The sequence below is a fragment of the Streptomyces sp. NPDC006551 genome (assembly GCF_040611675.1).
In the GTDB taxonomy this organism is placed as follows: domain Bacteria; phylum Actinomycetota; class Actinomycetes; order Streptomycetales; family Streptomycetaceae; genus Streptomyces.
The window spans coordinates 14,997-29,914 of record NZ_JBEXOT010000066.1; the positions used below are offsets into that span (position 1 = coordinate 14,997).

Sequence of the window (14,918 nt, forward strand, 5' to 3'; positions counted from 1 at the left end):
CGCGGGAGACCGACACCTTCCCGACAACCCGAGGAGTCACCATGTCCGGAGAACTCCTATTCTACAGACATGAAGACGGCGTCATCGCCACCGGCCGACTCGACACCAACGGCATCTTCACCCATCTCGCCGACGGACAGCTCGGCACAAAATGGAGCCATATCGTCGCGGTAGGACGAGAACTGCTCTTCTACCGCAGTGACAACGGCTTCATCGCCACCGCCCGACTGGGCAGCGACGGCATCTACACCCATCTCGCCGACGGACAGCTCAGCGCGGGCTGGACCAATATCAACGCCCTCGGCCGCGAGCTCTTGTTCTACCGCCGCGACGACGGCGTCATCGCCACTGGCCGCATCGACACCAACGGCATCTTCACCTTTCTCGCCGACGGACGACTCAACGCAAAATGGGGCCCCATCACCGGCGTTGGCCGCGAGCTCTTGTTCTACCGCTTCGTCGACGGCGTCATCGCCACTGGCCGCATCGACACCAACGGCATCTTCACCCATCTCGCCGAGGGACGGCTCAACGCAAAATGGGGCCCCATCACCGCCCTCGGCCGCGAGCTCTTGTTCTACCGCCGGGACGACGGCGTCATCGCCACTGGCCGCATCGACACCAACGGCATCTTCACCCATCTCGCCGACGGACGGCTCAGCGCGAACTGGACCCATATCAACGCCCTCGGCCGCGAGCTCTTGTTCTACCGCTTCGGCGACGGCGTCATCGCCACTGGCCGCATCGACACCAACGGCATCTTCACCTTTCTCGCCGACGGACAGCTCAGCGTGGATTGGAGGATCATCACCGGCGTCGTATGACCGCCGTCGGAGTAGGAACCGGAGGGTAGGGACTCAGCGGGGCTCAGGACAACTCACGGGATGTCGCACCACGCCCGGAATCCTGGCAGAAGTGCGGGCCGCCGATCGGCTGCAGCTGGTAGTCCGCCCCATGCGGTTCGGCCGGGCGACCGGCGTAGACGGCGAGGAGTTCGGCCGCGAGCCGGAATTCAGCGGTGCTCATGCTCGGGGGGCGAGGGCGCCGGGGGGCAGCGGGCGGCCGAGGAGTTCGAGGACGAGCCGTCGGTGGGCTGCGCGTCGTGTCGGGGTATCGGGCACTCGAGTTCTGGCGCTGTGACGACCGCGCCCTGTACCGGTGCCCGCAGACGCAACGTCGATGCGGTCGGATGCACGTGACCCCGAAGCCGCGGGACGTGTTCTTCGACGACCTGGTACGCAGGACGGCGGCCGGGCTGATCGTTCCCATCGAGCACCGCACGGGGTCGAAGACGCACCGGTTCTGGGTGACGGAGGCGGACCAGGAACGGCTTGAGGACGTAGCGACCAGATCGCCGCCTGTCTGGCAGAGCTGGAGCACGAGTACATCACCGCCGTCGACGACGACGGCGAGCCGATGTTCCTGCCCATGGTCTCCGAGCGGGCCCGCGCCAAGCTGAACCAGATCGCCACCGCAAGACTCGCCCGCCCAAGCAGAAGACCCAGCCGCTCGCCCAGCTGCGCGCGTGGTGGAAGAGGAGCGCGATCCTCACTCCCGGGGTGGCCGTCGACATCATTAACTCCCTCCTCGAGTACGCCCGTGCTGCGGCTGCCGCGATCCGGGCCCGGGTCGCCGCCGTGGTCGACGTCGCCCTGGCGGCTGTCGACGTCGCCGCGAGGGTGTTCGTGATGAACGACGGCGGCCGCTTCCACTGCCGGCACCTGCTCGCCGAAGCCCGCTGCCACCTCGCCCTGGTCCTGCGCGTCCGCCGCCGCGACCCCCAGACTGGACGAGAAGATCGTGGCCGCCGCCATCTCCACCCACTGCCTGGACATCAGCGAGCCGAAGACCGTAAGCGGCCTGGAGTCCGGCTACCGCCTCTACACCGCACGGTGGGACCTGTCCGACCTTCGCGCCCGGCGCCGCCCACCGGCCCCCGCGCCCGGCCCGGACCGTCAACCTCCGGCCGATCCCGGCGAGCCGGCTGCGCCCGGGCCCCGGGCCAGGACGCGGGGGAGTGGGAGGTACCCTGCGTCCCGCTGCAGTACGAGCGAGCTGTCCTCGCCGGTGCGGTGGTGCGGGAGAAGCTGAGGGCCGCCACCGCCGCCGCTGTGCGGGGCCGGGCGTACGACGTCGTGGCCCACCAGCAGGCGGCGATGCCCGAGCAGTTGCTCGCGCCCGCGGCCGCCGACCCCGAGCACGACGACCAGGAGCCGGAGACCGGACCCCAAGAGGCGATCGACCTGACGGCGCTGCGGGCCTTGCGGGAGTCCCGCACGGACGTGGAAGCCCTCGATCTCACGGTCGAGCGGCTGCGCCACCTCAAGGACGCGTTCACCAAGGTGGCGGACGACTCCCGCGCCCGCGCGGACCGCTACGCAGAACAGAACGATGCCGACGCAGTGCGCCCGGTGCGCCCGAACGACCTGCAGGCGCACCGCCCACAGGAGCCCGGACCGCACCGTGGCCGGGAAGGCGGCCACTGAGTGGACCTGATGCCGCGCAACCGATGCCGTGGTGCGCACCGACGATGCTCGGTATCCACTCCACTGAGTGGAGTCCACCGGCGGGAGTGGACGACACTGAGCCTTCGCCAACTTGAATTCGCAGGTCAAAGGGCTGGTGTGATCGACTGTCGGGGTGCTCACGCTGGTCACGGGCGACTGTCTGAGCCGTAGATCGTCCGTCAGCACGGTCGGCGCCTGAGCCGAAAGCCGGTAGACGTGATCATCTCCTGCAGGGGATCATGTGTGGGTGTCGCCGATCGAAGCCGCAACCGATGACCTGCAAGACCTCGCTGTTCTCTGGAGTATCGGCGAGGCCCATGCTCACGATGTCGTCGAGGCTGCCTGCACGGCACTCGTTGCCGGACTAGACAGCCCGGCACTGCGCATTCTGGCCGGATACACGCGTGCCGAGGCGGAGTACGACGTTCCCGACCTGCTTCCCGTCGCACTCGATGAGCTGAACCTTGTGTTCTACCCGCGCGACAGCGAGGCCGGGCAGGAAGCTGCTGTGCGGGCGCTCGCGCACCAGATGCTGGCGGGCCGGCTGACGCCGCGAGAGCTTGCTATGCGCATCCACCAGCGGTTCGGCCACCAGCTACCCCTGGCCGAGCGCCTTGCTGAGCTCGATGACGAATACGACATCGTCGAGTACGGGGACAGGACGTTGGCCCAGCTCGATGCCGAGGTCACGGCCGAAGCTCAGCGTCTGGCGCATGGTCGGCCCGACCAGAACCGACATTCGTAGCGATCGAACCCTGCGCAAGCGGTCGTCGGCAGAAGCAGGTAGCTGAACTGTCCGGTTCTTGCTCGCCGTAGTCCGGCAGCCTTCTACGATCCGGTGCATGCTGGATCCCGAGCTGCTGGAACGGATCACCGCGCGGCGCGCGGAACTGGACGAACTCGAAGAGCAGCTGGTCAAACAGCTGGCGGAAGTGCGGGCCGAGCGGGACGAACTCGCCGTCGCCGAACGCGTCCTTGAACGGATGACCGCGCAGCTCGCCGAGGAACGTTCCTCAGCCCGACCGATGCCGGGGCAAGTGGCCGGACGGGCGGTGATGCTGATCCCGCACCGCGAGCCGGGCGTGGAGGAGGACGCGCTGCCGTGGGACTACCAGCGCATCATCGCCGCCGTGCGGCAGGCCACCGGACCGGTCATGGCCCGTGAGGTCGGCGAGGTAGTAGGGGTGGACATCAGCGTGAAGGCCAAGCTGGAACCGCTACGCAGCAAGCTGGTGAAGCTCGTCGATCGCGGCTGGCTGCGGAAACTGCCCGACGGCCGGTTCACCACCCGCCTGTGACCAGGAATACCGCCACTCGGAGCGGCTAGGAACGGGCGTAACCAGGGTGCCTCCGGCGGCCGTTGGAATTGTGTGACGAATACCGAAGAGCACGCCGAGGACACCTGCCCGCTTGTCTATCAGTGCCGTCTGCCGCTGTCCACGCGCACCGTCAGCCACCTCGCCGATCTGCTGCGGTGTCATCTGAAGGCGATTCGCTCCAGGTGGCGCATCCTGCCGCCTGGGAAGATCGCGGTGATCGTCCTAGCCGTGCTGCGTCACGACCAGCGCCTGGCCGACATGGCCGGCGGAAACAATGTGTCCGAGTCCACCGTCCGCCGCTGGCGCGACGAGCTGATCGGGCTGCTCGCTGCCCAGGCGCCGCGCCTGGACCGCGCCCTGAAGAAGGTCGCCAGGCAGGGTGGGGAGGTGGTCCTGGTCGACGGCACCCTCATTCGCACCAGACGCCGCACCGGCAAGGCCGACCGGCGGAACTACTCCGGCAAGCACCGCAGCCATGGCCTGCACTTCCTCGCCCTGACCGACGAGAACGGGCGCCTGATCTGGATATCCGTCGCCCGGCCCGGCCGCACCCACGACAACACCGCCGCCCGCCACGACCACATCCTGGCCCACCTGCGCGCCGCCGAGGCTGGCGGAACCTGGCGGCACCATGCCCCAGGCGACCACTCACGGTGACCACGAGCCCTCACCGACTGGCGAAAACGCGACTCCCAAATTACGCGAGGCCGCCAGTCAACGCCCCTGTACGCCCGATCGTGTGCCCTGGCGGCGCGGCACCTCAACTGCTTCGCCCCTGTGTCGTGCCATTGAAAAGGTGACCAGGAATCTTGGCGTTGACCGGCTCCGCCGGGTCGCCGAACGGCGTGCCGCGGGACGACGCCGACGGCAACGGAACCGGCGTGCCGCAGTGGATGGCCCCAGGGGCGACAACCGACTGCAGTGGGTTGGATTGGCGGCGGTCAGCCTGCCGGGGCTGGCTGCGCTGGCCGCGTTGCTCTTCACCTGGATGCAGGTGGGTCAGGCCAGCAAGGAGCTACGGATCAGCGAGGAGGGGCAGATCACGAACCGGTTCACCGCCGCGATCAATAATTTGGGATCAGCCTCCCTGGACGTGCGCCTGGGGGGAATCTACGCCCTGGAGCGCATCATGCAGGACTCCTTCCGAGACCACCCCACGGTCGTCTCGGTTCTGTCTGCCTACGCACGTGAGCACGCCAGCCTTCCGGCAAGCGGCACCAAGGCGACGTCGACGGAGCAGTTGCCGTTGACTGATATCCAGGCGGTGGTGAACGTCTTGGCCCGCCGGCCGCCCGGCCGCGACAGGGGGACGGTAGTCGATCTCAGCCGCACCGATCTACGCGGGCTCAAGGCCATGTACACCGACGGCGACATCAACCTCCGCGAAGTGTTGTTCACAGGAGCGGACCTTCGCAACGCGGACCTGTCCTCTGCAGACCTGCGCAAGGCGTCTCTGGACGGAGCGAACCTCACTGAGGCGACCTTGTCACATGCCAACCTGCGTGGCGCGTACTTGCCCAAAGCGATCTTGACCGACGCGAATCTGTGTAGCGGGGAGACCTTGGTGGACCCCGAGACGGGGCAAACGGACTCCTTGTGCCCGGATCTGACTGGTGTGGTCCTGGACGAGGCCATCCTGACTAACGCGACCCTGGCTCAGGCGAGACTCACTGGTTCATCCTTGGAGAATGCGGACCTGAGCGGCGCCGACCTCACGGGCGCGGACTTGACCGACGCGGATCTGACCGGGGCAGACCTTACGAAAGCGAATCTCACTGACGCGCACCTCACTGGGGTGGCGTTGGAGGGGGCGAAGCTCGACGGCGTGCGCGGGCTACCGGCATCAAAGCGATAGTGGCAGGGGGCCGGAATTTGCGGTGCGCGCGAGCCACCCCGCGTTCACCCACCCGTGCGACAGAACCCTTCTCGCCAGCCCGTATGGCCTTCTGGCGCGCCTCGCAACGGCGATACCCTCGCCAGAGGTCAGCGCCCTCGCCTTCGGCCGGTCCGCGCCGCCCGCAAAGGCGTCGAATCCTCGCAACGGCTGGGCCGGCATCGCTGGGTGGTCGAGAGAACCGTGTCCTGGCTGGCCGGCTGCGGGAGGTTCCACTGCCGCTACGAACGCAAGGCCGAACAATTCCTCGCCTTCGTCGGCATAGCCGCAGCCCATCACCGGACGAGACCGGCGGACCGAGCGGAAACTCTGGGACACCTACAACGCCGCCCACCCCCAGATCCTCGGCGGCCTCCTCGATCTGGCAGCCCTGGTGTGGCAGAAGATGCCCGAAGCCGACGAGAAGCTGGTCGAGCGTCCCCGGATGGCTGACTTCGCCGAAATGCTCTGGGCACTCGACCAGATCACCGGCTGGAACACACCCTGCGCACCTACACCGGCGCGCAGGACGCCCTCATCGACGACGTGATCGACGGCGATGAACTGGCCACCGCAGTCCTGCACCTGGCCCGCTCTAACGGGCCTGGCTGGAGCTGGGAAGGCCCTGCCGACCAGCTCATGACCCTTCTGCAGCCTCCGCCGAAACCAGAGGACTGGCCCAAGACGCCCGCCGTCCTCTCCAGCCGGCTCCTGCGGGCTGCCCCCGCACTGCGCCGCAAGGGAGTGGACGTGCGCAAACTACAGCGCACCAAGACCGGCCGCCCCGTCCGTATCGCCACCGGACTCATCGCCGACTGACCCTCTGCGCCTCACTACGAAGCCCCCGCAGTGCCCGCCCAGGCAGCCTGAGGGGGCTTCGGCGCTTCCATCTGTCTCCACACTCCCGAGCACCGCCAGACCACGGTGACGCACCCGGCACCGTGGTGACTGTCCTCTGACATGCGATCTCGACCCTTTGCCAGGTGAAGTTGGCCGGACGGAAACGGAAGCCAAGTACAGGCGGTGTGGCCGTACTGCGCGCTCACCCGTTCAACGCCAGCCGGTATACCCGTCCTGGTGCGCGGGCCCGGTGTCCGCCCCCATGAGACCCACTAGGAAGAGAACCACCACGATCAGCGCGAGCACCACCAGCCAGAAATGGTCCTCGAATCCTGAAGGACCAGAGCCCCTCGGACGATCGTCGCCCCGGCCCTCAGCGTCGCTGTCCTCGTCGGTCACCCCGCACCCCCTCCATCCGTATTCATGGCACTGCGCCACACGGTCGGCGTCAAGCCTCCTGCTGCCCGGGTTGTTCGAGGCAGTGGGGATCGACAGCGGCGATGGGACCGATCAAGCAGTCAAGTTCCCTTGTCAATCGGTCAAGACCGTCTGTCAGAGGACAGTGACGCACCGATGACGCACTCGGTGACGCACTCTCCCGTGCCAGAAACCGCACGTTGACCTGCGAATTTACTGGCCCTCGCTGCCGCACGATGACGAGGGTGACGCACTTTCCCCCTTTCTCTCTATGAGGAAGTAGGGGAGGGGAATAGGTGTAGAGAGAAAGGCGGATAGTGCGTCACCCCGTCACCCTCGCCACGCAGATAGAGATGAAACCGCAGGTCAGCCAGCTCGCCCCGCGAAATGAGTGCGTCACCTGGTGCGTCACCCGCCCGTCACCCGCGTCACCGGAGCGTCACCCCGCCTGAGTTCGGCCCCGCATGTCCAGTGACACCGAACTTGAGTGCGTGCCATCGAACCTTGACCGACGCGAGCTTGCGTCATCGACGTTTGACCGCACTGGTCAGAGCTGGATGGGCGGTGCCCGTCGGCAGCATCGACCTCGGCGAGCGCGGGCTTATACCACAAGATCAGAAAAGCCCTAACCGGTTGGGTATTCTGTCCAGCTTCCAGTCGTTGTTTCCCTGTGACAGCAATGGCGGCGTAGACACAGGGAGGGCCCATCGATGAACGGGCAGATAGATCAGCGGACGGTACTGCTCATGCTCGTTGGCTGCGGCACCGTGTACATCGCCTTCGAGCACCCGTCGTTCGGCGCCGCCCTCATGGTGGGTGTTGGTGTGGTGACACTGCTGCATCTCTTGATGAGGTGGCGCTGACCCGCCTGCCGTTCGTCTCTGCTCAGACTTCGATGGCACACACTCAAGGTTCGTTGGCACCGGACACCGCAGCCGCCCGCTCGGGCAGCGGAAGGGCGCGGGATGTCGAGCCAGTTGGTGCAGACGCCGCTCTGGTCCGCCTCCACGCTGCGCGGGTAGGGGTCCGGCCCTCCGGCTGGTCCCACCAGCCCCAGGCCGCGCACATCGTGTCCTCACACGGCGCGGGCCGCCTCACCGGCATCCCGTCGAGGTCGTCCTTCTCGTCTTCGGTTGGCGCGCCATCGCAACTCTCCTACCGGTCCTCCTCGTTCTACCCCGGGGCCGCGACGCTGAAGCCCCGCGGACTGGAAGGGGCAGCGGAGCGCCGCGGCCGGCCGGCCCGCCTGGCGGCCCGGCCGACCAGGAATCCGCGCGCCGCCTCTCTCAGGGGGGAACGTTCTGCACCGCTCGCCGCCGCCTCCCGCCCGCCTTACCAAAACTGGCTCCGTTCAGGCAACGGACCGGCGGACTGAGGGGATGGGGGAGTGCGCCTGGAGAACTTCGAGGCCGCAGACATCAAGGCCATGCGCATCGAGGGAGACCTGCCAGCCTTCATGCGGCTGCGGATCCGGCGGGCCCGCACCCCTGTTCAAGTGGTGGCGCTGTGGCATCGCTTCCCGGCGTCCGCCGGTGACACGACCGGCGCTTGGCCATCCACCGCGCCACCGCGCCCCGGACACTGGCGGGCCACGGGTGAAGCGGACCCGCTGTGACTGTCCTCGCTGCCGGGGCCTGGCCGCCCCGTGCTGGGACGACTCCACCCTGTGGCCCGAGCACCAGCGCGAGCGACCGACCCCGACATGGTCCCGGGCATCCATCGGATCCGCGACCGCTGAACACGACATCGTCCCGGTGGCACGGGGGTGACCACCGGGACGGCAGGACCCAGCGTATGCAGCATGGTTCACCTGCGAGCGGGATTACGGGAATGTTCGGATGCGGTCCGCCCGAGCCCGGCCGCAAAGCCCCAGGCCTGTAGTCCCGCCAGCCGAGCGCGGCCGGCCTCCGTCACCCAGCTGCTTCCTCCAGCATGCGCGCTCCTTCCCGGCCCCATACGTTCTGCCTTGCCCGCCCAGACAGGACGGCAGGCCTGGCGGTCCGCGCTCCATTCGCACGCCGCGCGGGACCGCCCACCTCACGCATCGCACTCTCGGGAAGCCACCGCCCACAGGGCCGCTGCGACCGGTCCGCAGCCGGAACCCCTCGTCAACATCCCCGCCGGTTGACCGAATTCCGGTGCGCGCCCGCCCGGTGGCAGCGGACAATCGCCCTCGGAATCCAGGGAGGCGGCCGCATGGTTGCGGACATGAAGTTCGAGGACGGCACACTGCTCCGGCTGCGGGCCCCGGAGCAGCACGGTCCTGTGGCGGTCGGGCTCCTTCCCGGCCTGGGCTGCCACCGCCTGGCCGTGCGCATAGAGGTCGAACCGCTCAACGTCGCCGACGGCGTCAACCACGCCACGATCGCGGGCGAACTCCGCGCGGCCGAAGGGATCGGCTGGATCGGCTCGTTCCTGCCGGCCCACGTGCCGCTGCGCACCAGGGCCACGACCATGTCCGTGGACCTGGTTGTCCCGGTCACCTCGACACAGCTTCTCGCTCTGGAGGAGCACCGTTCCGGCTCCGACCTTGCCGTGACGCTGGACTTGGACGGGACCCTGCCGCAGAGCCGGGCACACCCCTTCGCCCATGTGCAGGAGACCCGGCGGGTGGCCGCGAGCGCGTGGGAGCGGCAACTGGAGACGGTTGGTGTATCCGCTTCGTTCACGGTCACCGTCCCGTTGCCGATGGCAGCCGGCCCGATCCGGCAGGCCGCCGAGCACCTGCGCGCGGCCGACCGGCAGATCTCGGCAGGCGAGTATCCGGACGCCATCCGTGAGACCCGCCTCGCGCTGGGCGCGATGCGGGCCCTGGGCGTGTGGCCCAGCGGCGTGACCCGGAAGCGGGACGACCAGGACCAAGGCGACCGGTACGGGATCCTCCTGGACCGGATCGCCAGTCAGGCCGACGGCTACGCCGACGTGATTCAGGCGGCGTTCAATCAGGCCAGCGGTCCCCAGCACAACGACGGCGCCATCGCCTCGGCCGCCTGGACCCGGGCGGACGCCGTGGCCCTCAACGCCATGACGGCAGCCCTGCTGCACCGCCTGAGCGTCGAGCTGAGCTGACGCCCGGCGGCGTGTGGTCCGGCCGTGGGTTCACCGCAGGCGCGGGCCCTGTTGTTGTGAAGGGTCCTGCTGGTGCACGGGCAGGGCCGCGAACACTTCGCGCATGGTTGGGGGTGGCGGCAGCGGGGGTTGTGTGCCGCGCCGGTGACTGGCTTCCATGAGCTTCGAAGCCATGGCGGCGATGTCCGCCTCACGCCCGGCGAACGGGTGCTCTGTGTCGCTGCGGCGGGGGCGTTGTCCGGGCCGCAGCGCGCCGATCTCGTCGAAGCGAGCGGTGTACTGCGGGACGGCGTTACGCCAGTTCTCGGGCTCGATTGCAGCGTCGATGGGAGGGGTAAAGCCGGCCTCGTGCGTGACCCACGGCGTCCGGGGCGACCGCCAGGCCATGCCCGACAGATCCACCTCGATGCCCGGCGAGTTGAGGAATGTCACCCAGGTCGCTCTCACATCGTGCGGGGGAACGTCCTGCCCGGCCGCAAGCTGCACTCGGAACGCGAGATGGGTGACCTCGTCCGCGGGAGCCGGGTCGAAGATCTGCTCGTGTGCCATGTCCTCGAACGCCGCGTGCTGCGTGGTGTTCCAGCCCGCGTCGTACGGAAGCCTGCCGTGACCGATGTGGTCTGGCAGGATCTCGGCCCGCTCAGCGCCGTCGCGCTGCCCGTCGTGCACCACTCTGTGCAGACGCGGCGGAAGTACCAGCCGAAGCCCGCCGTGCAGCTCCTGCGCCGCCGGGTCGGGACCCTGCGCCCCGGCCTCCCGGAAGGCAGGCGCCCACTCCAGCGCCTCCTGCTCCAGCCGCTCCCCGTACCGGTACTCGGCCGCACCGTGCCCGTCGAGCCGAAGAGCCTGTTCTGGTAGGCGTTCTTGACCCGCTGCGCCGCCACCTGGAGGGCGTCGAAGTAGCGCGCCCACTCGGCCGGGGGCTGGTTGTGAATGTTCCGCTCTGGCGCGGGATCGGTGTACCGGTCCCACCACCGCACCCCGTCCGGCTCGCGGCCGCCGTGGTCGATCCACGCCGTCGGGTGCGCCGCGTACAGGGCGTCCATCATCACCAAGGCGAGGTTCCGGCGCTGGAACTCCGGCTCCACCTCCATCCCCCACACCGAGACGGCCAGCCCGTCGGGATGGACGAGAAAGTCGATCCGGCCCGCCGGCTGCCCGCCGACCAGCGCCATCACCCTCCGCGGCGTCCATGACCAGCTGAGGTCGACCTTCCAGTCGGTCAGCCACAGAGCGAGCCCGGCCTCGTCGAGCCGCGCCTCGGCCCCTGCCATGGCCTGCTACTCCTGTGCAGCGGGCAGCCCCACCGCCGAGACATAGCGGCTGCTCGCCTTCCGGACACCCGGCAGCGCCGCGACAGCCGCGGTCACCGACGCCTCCAGGTGTTCGTCGGCCGCCGGATCGGCCAGTTCCCCGGCTTCGACCTCCAGCACCGCCTGCACCGTGACCGAGACGGTCTGCCCCTCGAGCCTGGGGGAGGGGTGGGTGACCAGCTGGGCGGTGCACGAGACGTCCCCGCCCCGGCCGGGCTGCAGCACAGGCCCGAAGACGACCTCGGACACGCTGCTGAGCTTCTCCATCAGACGGGCCACCTCGTCGGCCGGTCCGGTCAACTGCACCTGCGTGAATGCCGGCGGCGAGGACATGACATCGGCACTCAATGCTGCTCCCTGGAGTGAATTCGGGCGGTCACCCGCCCGGGTACGAGGTGCGGCCTCACCGGCCGCGGCGCCAGTGTGCCAGGCGGCCAAGACAGCTAGGTTGCTCAGGTACGTGTAGGCGACCCAGCCTGTCCTGCCCGCACTAGACCCGGAAGTGACCTTGCCCCACGCCCAGTTGGTGCCATCCGGGCAGGCGAGGTCCTTCCGCCATCAGGATGGCCGCCGGCTACGGCTACGAGGCGTGAAGGCAGAAGCATGAGGGCTCCTTGTGTTCTGCGGCGGTATCCACCAGGAGCCTGAGGCGTTCCGCTTTCGCGCAGGGCGAGGACCTGCGCTTCGTGCCAAGGCTCGGAATCACGAACCGCAGGCGTGTCCCTGTACGCGGGAGACAGACCCTATTTCCGCCCGGGCCCGCCTTCTTCAACGGCCCCCGCGCGCCCCAGGACCTCCGCCCGTGGGCCGCAGCTGCGGCCAGGCCGTCTCCGGCGACTTCCGCCCGCCCGCCGTCCCGGCCGCCGCCTGAGCGGAGGCCTGCGGAGAATTGTGCGGAAAGATTCTTTGCCGGTGTGGGTGCTGGCCGTCCCGGAAGGGTGAGGGAGGGGCAAAGGGCCCGCTCCCGCCCCGGTGAAGGGATCCGACTGGTGAACGTGTACGCCCTGGTGGTGCTGGTAGTGGGAGCGTTGGCGGGGTGGTGCCTGCACGGCGTCGGCGCGTCCCCGGCCGAGGCGTTCGGCGGCGCGGTCGCGGCCGTGCTGCTCGCCGACCACCTGCTGGAGCGCCCGTGAACACCCCCACCCTCCCCGCCCCGATGCCCCAGCCGTTCGACGACGGCAGATGGGTGCCCGCCCCGGCGGTCGGCCTGGGCCGCGTCTGTTCCACCTGTTGCCCGCCTCGGTATCGAGGCCCCGACCCGCGGCGCTGGCTCGACAACGCCCCGCGCCCCGACACCGTTCAGCTGGCCATCGCCTGCAGGCAGGCTGGCTACGAGCGGCACACGGCCACGGTCCTCCGCGCGGCCGGGCTTACGCGGCAGGCCCGCCTGCGCGCCCAGCAGCTCTTCCCCTTCGGCCTGGGGCCCGTCCTGGGCGACCTCATGCTCCCTGCCGACGGGGGAGGGGACATGCTCCGCGCGCTCACCGACGTCGCCGAGAGCCTCTTCGCCCGGCGCCGCCCGCCCCGCGTCCTCGCCGTGTGCCCGTGGGGGAGTGCCGACAGCGCCGGCTGCGGCCGCGACCCCTTCGGCCGCCTGGTCCACGACCACTGCCGTACGGCCACCGGCCCGCTGCCCGCCTGGCGCACCAAGTCCTGGGCCCGCTGGACGTGGCGCACCGCCGAAGCGGTCGACCGCCTTCCCGCGCACCTGATGAGACCGGGCTCCGAGCCCGCCGTCGAGGACGCGCCTCGGCGCATCGAGGCGGGCAGGATCGGCCCCGTCATCCTGCTGATCGGCTCCGACGGCCCTGCCCAGCGCGCGCGGGCTTCCTACGGCGCGCTGCTCGCCCTCGTCCTTCAGCTCAAGCCCGCCCGCCTGGACGACTTCGCCGCCATCGTCATGCTCCACGACCACCTCAGAGCCACGCCCCGGACGCCCTCCGCATGGGGCTGGCACGGCTACGCGCCCCGCTCGCTGTTCACCGCCGCACTCCAGGCCCGCCACGCAAGCATCCACCACGGCCCCGACGACCGCCTCGTGAAGGACCTCGCCTGCTTCCTCGCCCCCGACCGTCGGCCCGAGCGCGTCGCACAGGGGCTGCTGGAGGAGGGCTGGGACGACCAGGTGTACGGCAACGACGCACTCGAGAGCCGCCTGCGCGCCGCTGTCCGCGCCGCGACCACCGCCGACACCGAACTGTGGGAGCACACCACCCAGGGACAGCGTCTCATCCTGCTGGACCACCCCGACCTCCTGCGCGCCGTGCGCAGTGCCTTCGAGGACGAACTGCTGGTGCACAACGAAGAAGTCGACCGCGCCTTGGCCAAGCTCAAGCCCGAGGAGCGGAAGGTCGCCCAGTGCCGGGAAGCCGGACTCACCTGGAAGCAGGCGGCGCTCAAGGCCGGGCAGCCGACGTCCATGGGGGAGCGCGTGCGTCGCAAGCTCAAGCGCCTCCTCACGGAAGACCGCCGCCGCAGGCGGTAGCCCGTGCAGGAGGCAGCCCTACTCGAAAGCAGCATCAGGCACACACACACACGCTGCCGGTGTCGTCGGCCAATGTCGAAGGCCGATGGCAGGGTATTGATGACCTGTCCCGTGCGCGATAAGGCGGCCGGAACGACCACAGATACGGAGTGCTACACCCATGAACCGCAGTGAGCTGGTGGCCGCGCTGGCCGACCGTGCCGAGGTGACCCGCAAGGACGCCGAGGCCGTGCTGGCCGTTCTCGCCGAGACCGTCGGCGAGGTCGTCGCCAAGGGCGACGAGAAGGTCACCATCCCCGGCTTCCTCACCTTCGAGCACACCCACCGTGCCGCTCGCGAAGGCCGCATCCCCGCCACGGGCGAGCCGATGACCATCCCGGCCGGCTACAGCGTGAAGGTCTCCGCGGGCTCGAAGCTCAAGGAAGCCGCCAAGGGCAACTAACCCCGGACCGACCGTCCACCGACCCCCTGTCCAGGGCGGAAGATCGAATAATCGGGGCGTGTCCGGGGTAGAACGGACGCCGGGAGCCTCCCCTGAGGGAAGCTCTCCTTTTCACTCCGTCCGGGAGACTCCCGGCACGATCGAAGGAATACGCAGCATGTCCAGCGGCACCGTGAAGTGGTTCAACGCCGAGAAGGGCTTCGGGTTCATCGCCCAGGACGGCGGCCCGGACGTCTTCGCCCAATACTCCGCCATCACCGGCAGCGGCTACAAGGAGCTGGTGGAGGGCGAGACGGTCACCTTCGACGTGACTCAGGGCCAGAAGGGTCCGCAGGCCGAGAACATCGTCCGCGGCTGACCTGCAGAAGATGCTTACCCGCTCGTGAGGGCCACTGTGTAGGGTGGTGTTACCGACGCGGGGTGGAGCAGCTCGGTAGCTCGCTGGGCTCATAACCCAGAGGTCGCAGGTTCAAATCCTGTCCCCGCTACGAAAGACAGGGGCCCGGCTGATGCCGGGCCCCTGTCGCATACCACCGCCGTGAGCTGAGCAGGAGCACATGGCCGGCGAGTTCCGGCAGGGAGGCTGTGGTGTAACCGCCTGCGAGTTCGTTCTCGGCCATGTTCTCGAACAGCACGGCGTGGTACTCGGTGAA

General features: G+C 69.0%; 19 protein-coding genes, 1 tRNA gene and 1 pseudogene. 17 read left to right on the forward strand and 4 right to left on the reverse strand.

What is annotated here, in order from left to right; translation table 11 throughout:
- The first annotated feature begins 41 nt into the window (after window positions 1-41).
- On the forward strand, window positions 42-824 hold the full coding sequence (locus tag ABZY12_RS32545) for a hypothetical protein (protein ID WP_356896743.1): 783 nt from the start codon (window positions 42-44) through the stop codon (window positions 822-824).
- Between the two features lie 43 nt (window positions 825-867).
- Here the strand turns inward: ABZY12_RS32545 and ABZY12_RS32550 are convergent, their stop codons facing one another.
- On the reverse strand, window positions 868-1,026 hold the full coding sequence (locus ABZY12_RS32550) for a hypothetical protein (protein WP_356896745.1): 159 nt from the start codon (window positions 1,024-1,026) through the stop codon (window positions 868-870).
- Between the two features lie 1,049 nt (window positions 1,027-2,075).
- Between ABZY12_RS32550 and ABZY12_RS32555 the strand changes: the two genes are divergently transcribed.
- The 7 genes and pseudogenes from ABZY12_RS32555 (at window position 2,076) to ABZY12_RS32585 (ending at window position 6,518) form a co-directional block, all read left to right on the forward strand.
- Complete coding sequence (locus ABZY12_RS32555) at window positions 2,076-2,486, forward strand: hypothetical protein (RefSeq protein ID WP_356896747.1); 411 nt, start codon at window positions 2,076-2,078, stop codon at window positions 2,484-2,486.
- A 268-nt stretch (window positions 2,487-2,754) separates the two neighbouring features.
- Window positions 2,755-3,252: a hypothetical protein gene (locus ABZY12_RS32560; RefSeq protein WP_356896749.1), complete on the forward strand. Its 498-nt coding sequence runs from the start codon at window positions 2,755-2,757 to the stop codon at window positions 3,250-3,252.
- Between the two features lie 97 nt (window positions 3,253-3,349).
- Window positions 3,350-3,805: a hypothetical protein gene (locus ABZY12_RS32565; protein WP_356896751.1), complete on the forward strand. Its 456-nt coding sequence runs from the start codon at window positions 3,350-3,352 to the stop codon at window positions 3,803-3,805.
- Between the two features lie 72 nt (window positions 3,806-3,877).
- Window positions 3,878-4,483, forward strand: coding sequence for a transposase family protein (locus tag ABZY12_RS32570; RefSeq protein WP_356896753.1), 606 nt, complete (start codon window positions 3,878-3,880; stop codon window positions 4,481-4,483).
- 139 nt (window positions 4,484-4,622) lie between these two features.
- On the forward strand, window positions 4,623-5,681 hold the full coding sequence (locus ABZY12_RS32575; RefSeq protein WP_356896755.1) for a pentapeptide repeat-containing protein: 1,059 nt from the start codon (window positions 4,623-4,625) through the stop codon (window positions 5,679-5,681).
- A 153-nt stretch (window positions 5,682-5,834) separates the two neighbouring features.
- Window positions 5,835-5,993: pseudogene (locus ABZY12_RS32580) on the forward strand (transposase); the annotation flags it as partial.
- Window positions 5,994-6,245: 252 nt separating this feature from the next.
- A complete protein-coding gene (locus tag ABZY12_RS32585; RefSeq protein WP_356896757.1) occupies window positions 6,246-6,518 on the forward strand; it encodes a hypothetical protein in 273 nt (90 codons plus the stop codon).
- 231 nt (window positions 6,519-6,749) lie between these two features.
- Here the strand turns inward: ABZY12_RS32585 and ABZY12_RS32590 are convergent, their stop codons facing one another.
- Window positions 6,750-6,938 carry a hypothetical protein gene (locus ABZY12_RS32590; protein ID WP_356896759.1) on the reverse strand — a complete coding sequence of 63 codons (189 nt, stop codon included), beginning with the start codon at window positions 6,936-6,938 and terminating at the stop codon, window positions 6,750-6,752.
- A 728-nt stretch (window positions 6,939-7,666) separates the two neighbouring features.
- On the opposite strand from ABZY12_RS32590, the gene ABZY12_RS32595 reads away from it, so the two are divergent.
- The 3 genes from ABZY12_RS32595 (at window position 7,667) to ABZY12_RS32605 (ending at window position 10,025) form a co-directional block, all read left to right on the forward strand.
- Complete coding sequence (locus ABZY12_RS32595) at window positions 7,667-7,819, forward strand: hypothetical protein (RefSeq protein WP_356896761.1); 153 nt, start codon at window positions 7,667-7,669, stop codon at window positions 7,817-7,819.
- 524 nt (window positions 7,820-8,343) lie between these two features.
- The gene (locus ABZY12_RS32600; RefSeq protein WP_356896763.1) at window positions 8,344-8,571 is read left to right on the forward strand and encodes a hypothetical protein; all 228 of its coding nucleotides are present in this window, start codon (window positions 8,344-8,346) and stop codon (window positions 8,569-8,571) included.
- Between the two features lie 581 nt (window positions 8,572-9,152).
- Window positions 9,153-10,025 (forward strand): hypothetical protein, encoded by an 873-nt coding sequence (locus tag ABZY12_RS32605; protein ID WP_356896765.1) that lies wholly within the window; start codon window positions 9,153-9,155, stop codon window positions 10,023-10,025.
- A gap of 30 nt (window positions 10,026-10,055) precedes the next feature.
- Here ABZY12_RS32605 and ABZY12_RS32610 read toward each other — a convergent pair whose 3' ends face one another.
- The gene (locus tag ABZY12_RS32610; protein WP_356896767.1) at window positions 10,056-10,694 is read right to left on the reverse strand and encodes a hypothetical protein; all 639 of its coding nucleotides are present in this window, start codon (window positions 10,692-10,694) and stop codon (window positions 10,056-10,058) included.
- Between ABZY12_RS32610 and ABZY12_RS32615 the strand changes: the two genes are divergently transcribed.
- Window positions 10,689-10,883, forward strand: coding sequence for a hypothetical protein (locus ABZY12_RS32615; protein ID WP_356896769.1), 195 nt, complete (start codon window positions 10,689-10,691; stop codon window positions 10,881-10,883). The genes ABZY12_RS32610 and ABZY12_RS32615 overlap by 6 nt on opposite strands.
- Before the next feature lie 422 nt (window positions 10,884-11,305).
- Here ABZY12_RS32615 and ABZY12_RS32620 read toward each other — a convergent pair whose 3' ends face one another.
- Complete coding sequence (locus ABZY12_RS32620; protein ID WP_356896771.1) at window positions 11,306-11,686, reverse strand: hypothetical protein; 381 nt, start codon at window positions 11,684-11,686, stop codon at window positions 11,306-11,308.
- 641 nt (window positions 11,687-12,327) lie between these two features.
- Here ABZY12_RS32620 and ABZY12_RS32625 point away from each other — a divergent pair.
- From ABZY12_RS32625 to ABZY12_RS32645, 5 genes are all read left to right on the forward strand, one after another.
- Entirely contained in the window at window positions 12,328-12,471 is a 144-nt protein-coding gene (locus ABZY12_RS32625; RefSeq protein WP_356896773.1) for a hypothetical protein, read from the forward strand.
- Complete coding sequence (locus tag ABZY12_RS32630; protein ID WP_356896775.1) at window positions 12,468-13,823, forward strand: hypothetical protein; 1,356 nt, start codon at window positions 12,468-12,470, stop codon at window positions 13,821-13,823. Before ABZY12_RS32625 ends, ABZY12_RS32630 begins: the two co-directional genes overlap by 4 nt.
- 160 nt (window positions 13,824-13,983) lie before the next feature.
- On the forward strand, window positions 13,984-14,265 hold the full coding sequence (locus ABZY12_RS32635; RefSeq protein ID WP_356896777.1) for an HU family DNA-binding protein: 282 nt from the start codon (window positions 13,984-13,986) through the stop codon (window positions 14,263-14,265).
- A gap of 157 nt (window positions 14,266-14,422) precedes the next feature.
- Window positions 14,423-14,623, forward strand: a complete 201-nt coding sequence (locus ABZY12_RS32640) for a cold-shock protein (RefSeq protein WP_356896779.1) — start codon at window positions 14,423-14,425, stop codon at window positions 14,621-14,623.
- 56 nt (window positions 14,624-14,679) lie between these two features.
- Window positions 14,680-14,753 (forward strand) — tRNA-Met (locus tag ABZY12_RS32645).
- Window positions 14,754-14,918 lie beyond the last annotated feature (165 nt).

What these genes read in the sequence shown, in the direction of transcription:
- ABZY12_RS32635 (WP_356896777.1), top strand. Translation starts at nt 13,984, where the DNA reads ATGAACCGCAGTGAGCTGGTGGCCGCGCTGGCCGACCGTGCCGAGGTG.
- ABZY12_RS32605 (WP_356896765.1), top strand. Translation starts at nt 9,153, where the DNA reads ATGGTTGCGGACATGAAGTTCGAGGACGGCACACTGCTCCGGCTGCGG.
- ABZY12_RS32545 (WP_356896743.1), top strand. Translation starts at nt 42, where the DNA reads ATGTCCGGAGAACTCCTATTCTACAGACATGAAGACGGCGTCATCGCC.
- ABZY12_RS32640 (WP_356896779.1), top strand. Translation starts at nt 14,423, where the DNA reads ATGTCCAGCGGCACCGTGAAGTGGTTCAACGCCGAGAAGGGCTTCGGG.
- ABZY12_RS32565 (WP_356896751.1), top strand. Translation starts at nt 3,350, where the DNA reads ATGCTGGATCCCGAGCTGCTGGAACGGATCACCGCGCGGCGCGCGGAA.
- ABZY12_RS32550 (WP_356896745.1), bottom strand. Translation starts at nt 1,026, where the DNA reads ATGAGCACCGCTGAATTCCGGCTCGCGGCCGAACTCCTCGCCGTCTAC.
- ABZY12_RS32595 (WP_356896761.1), top strand. Translation starts at nt 7,667, where the DNA reads ATGAACGGGCAGATAGATCAGCGGACGGTACTGCTCATGCTCGTTGGC.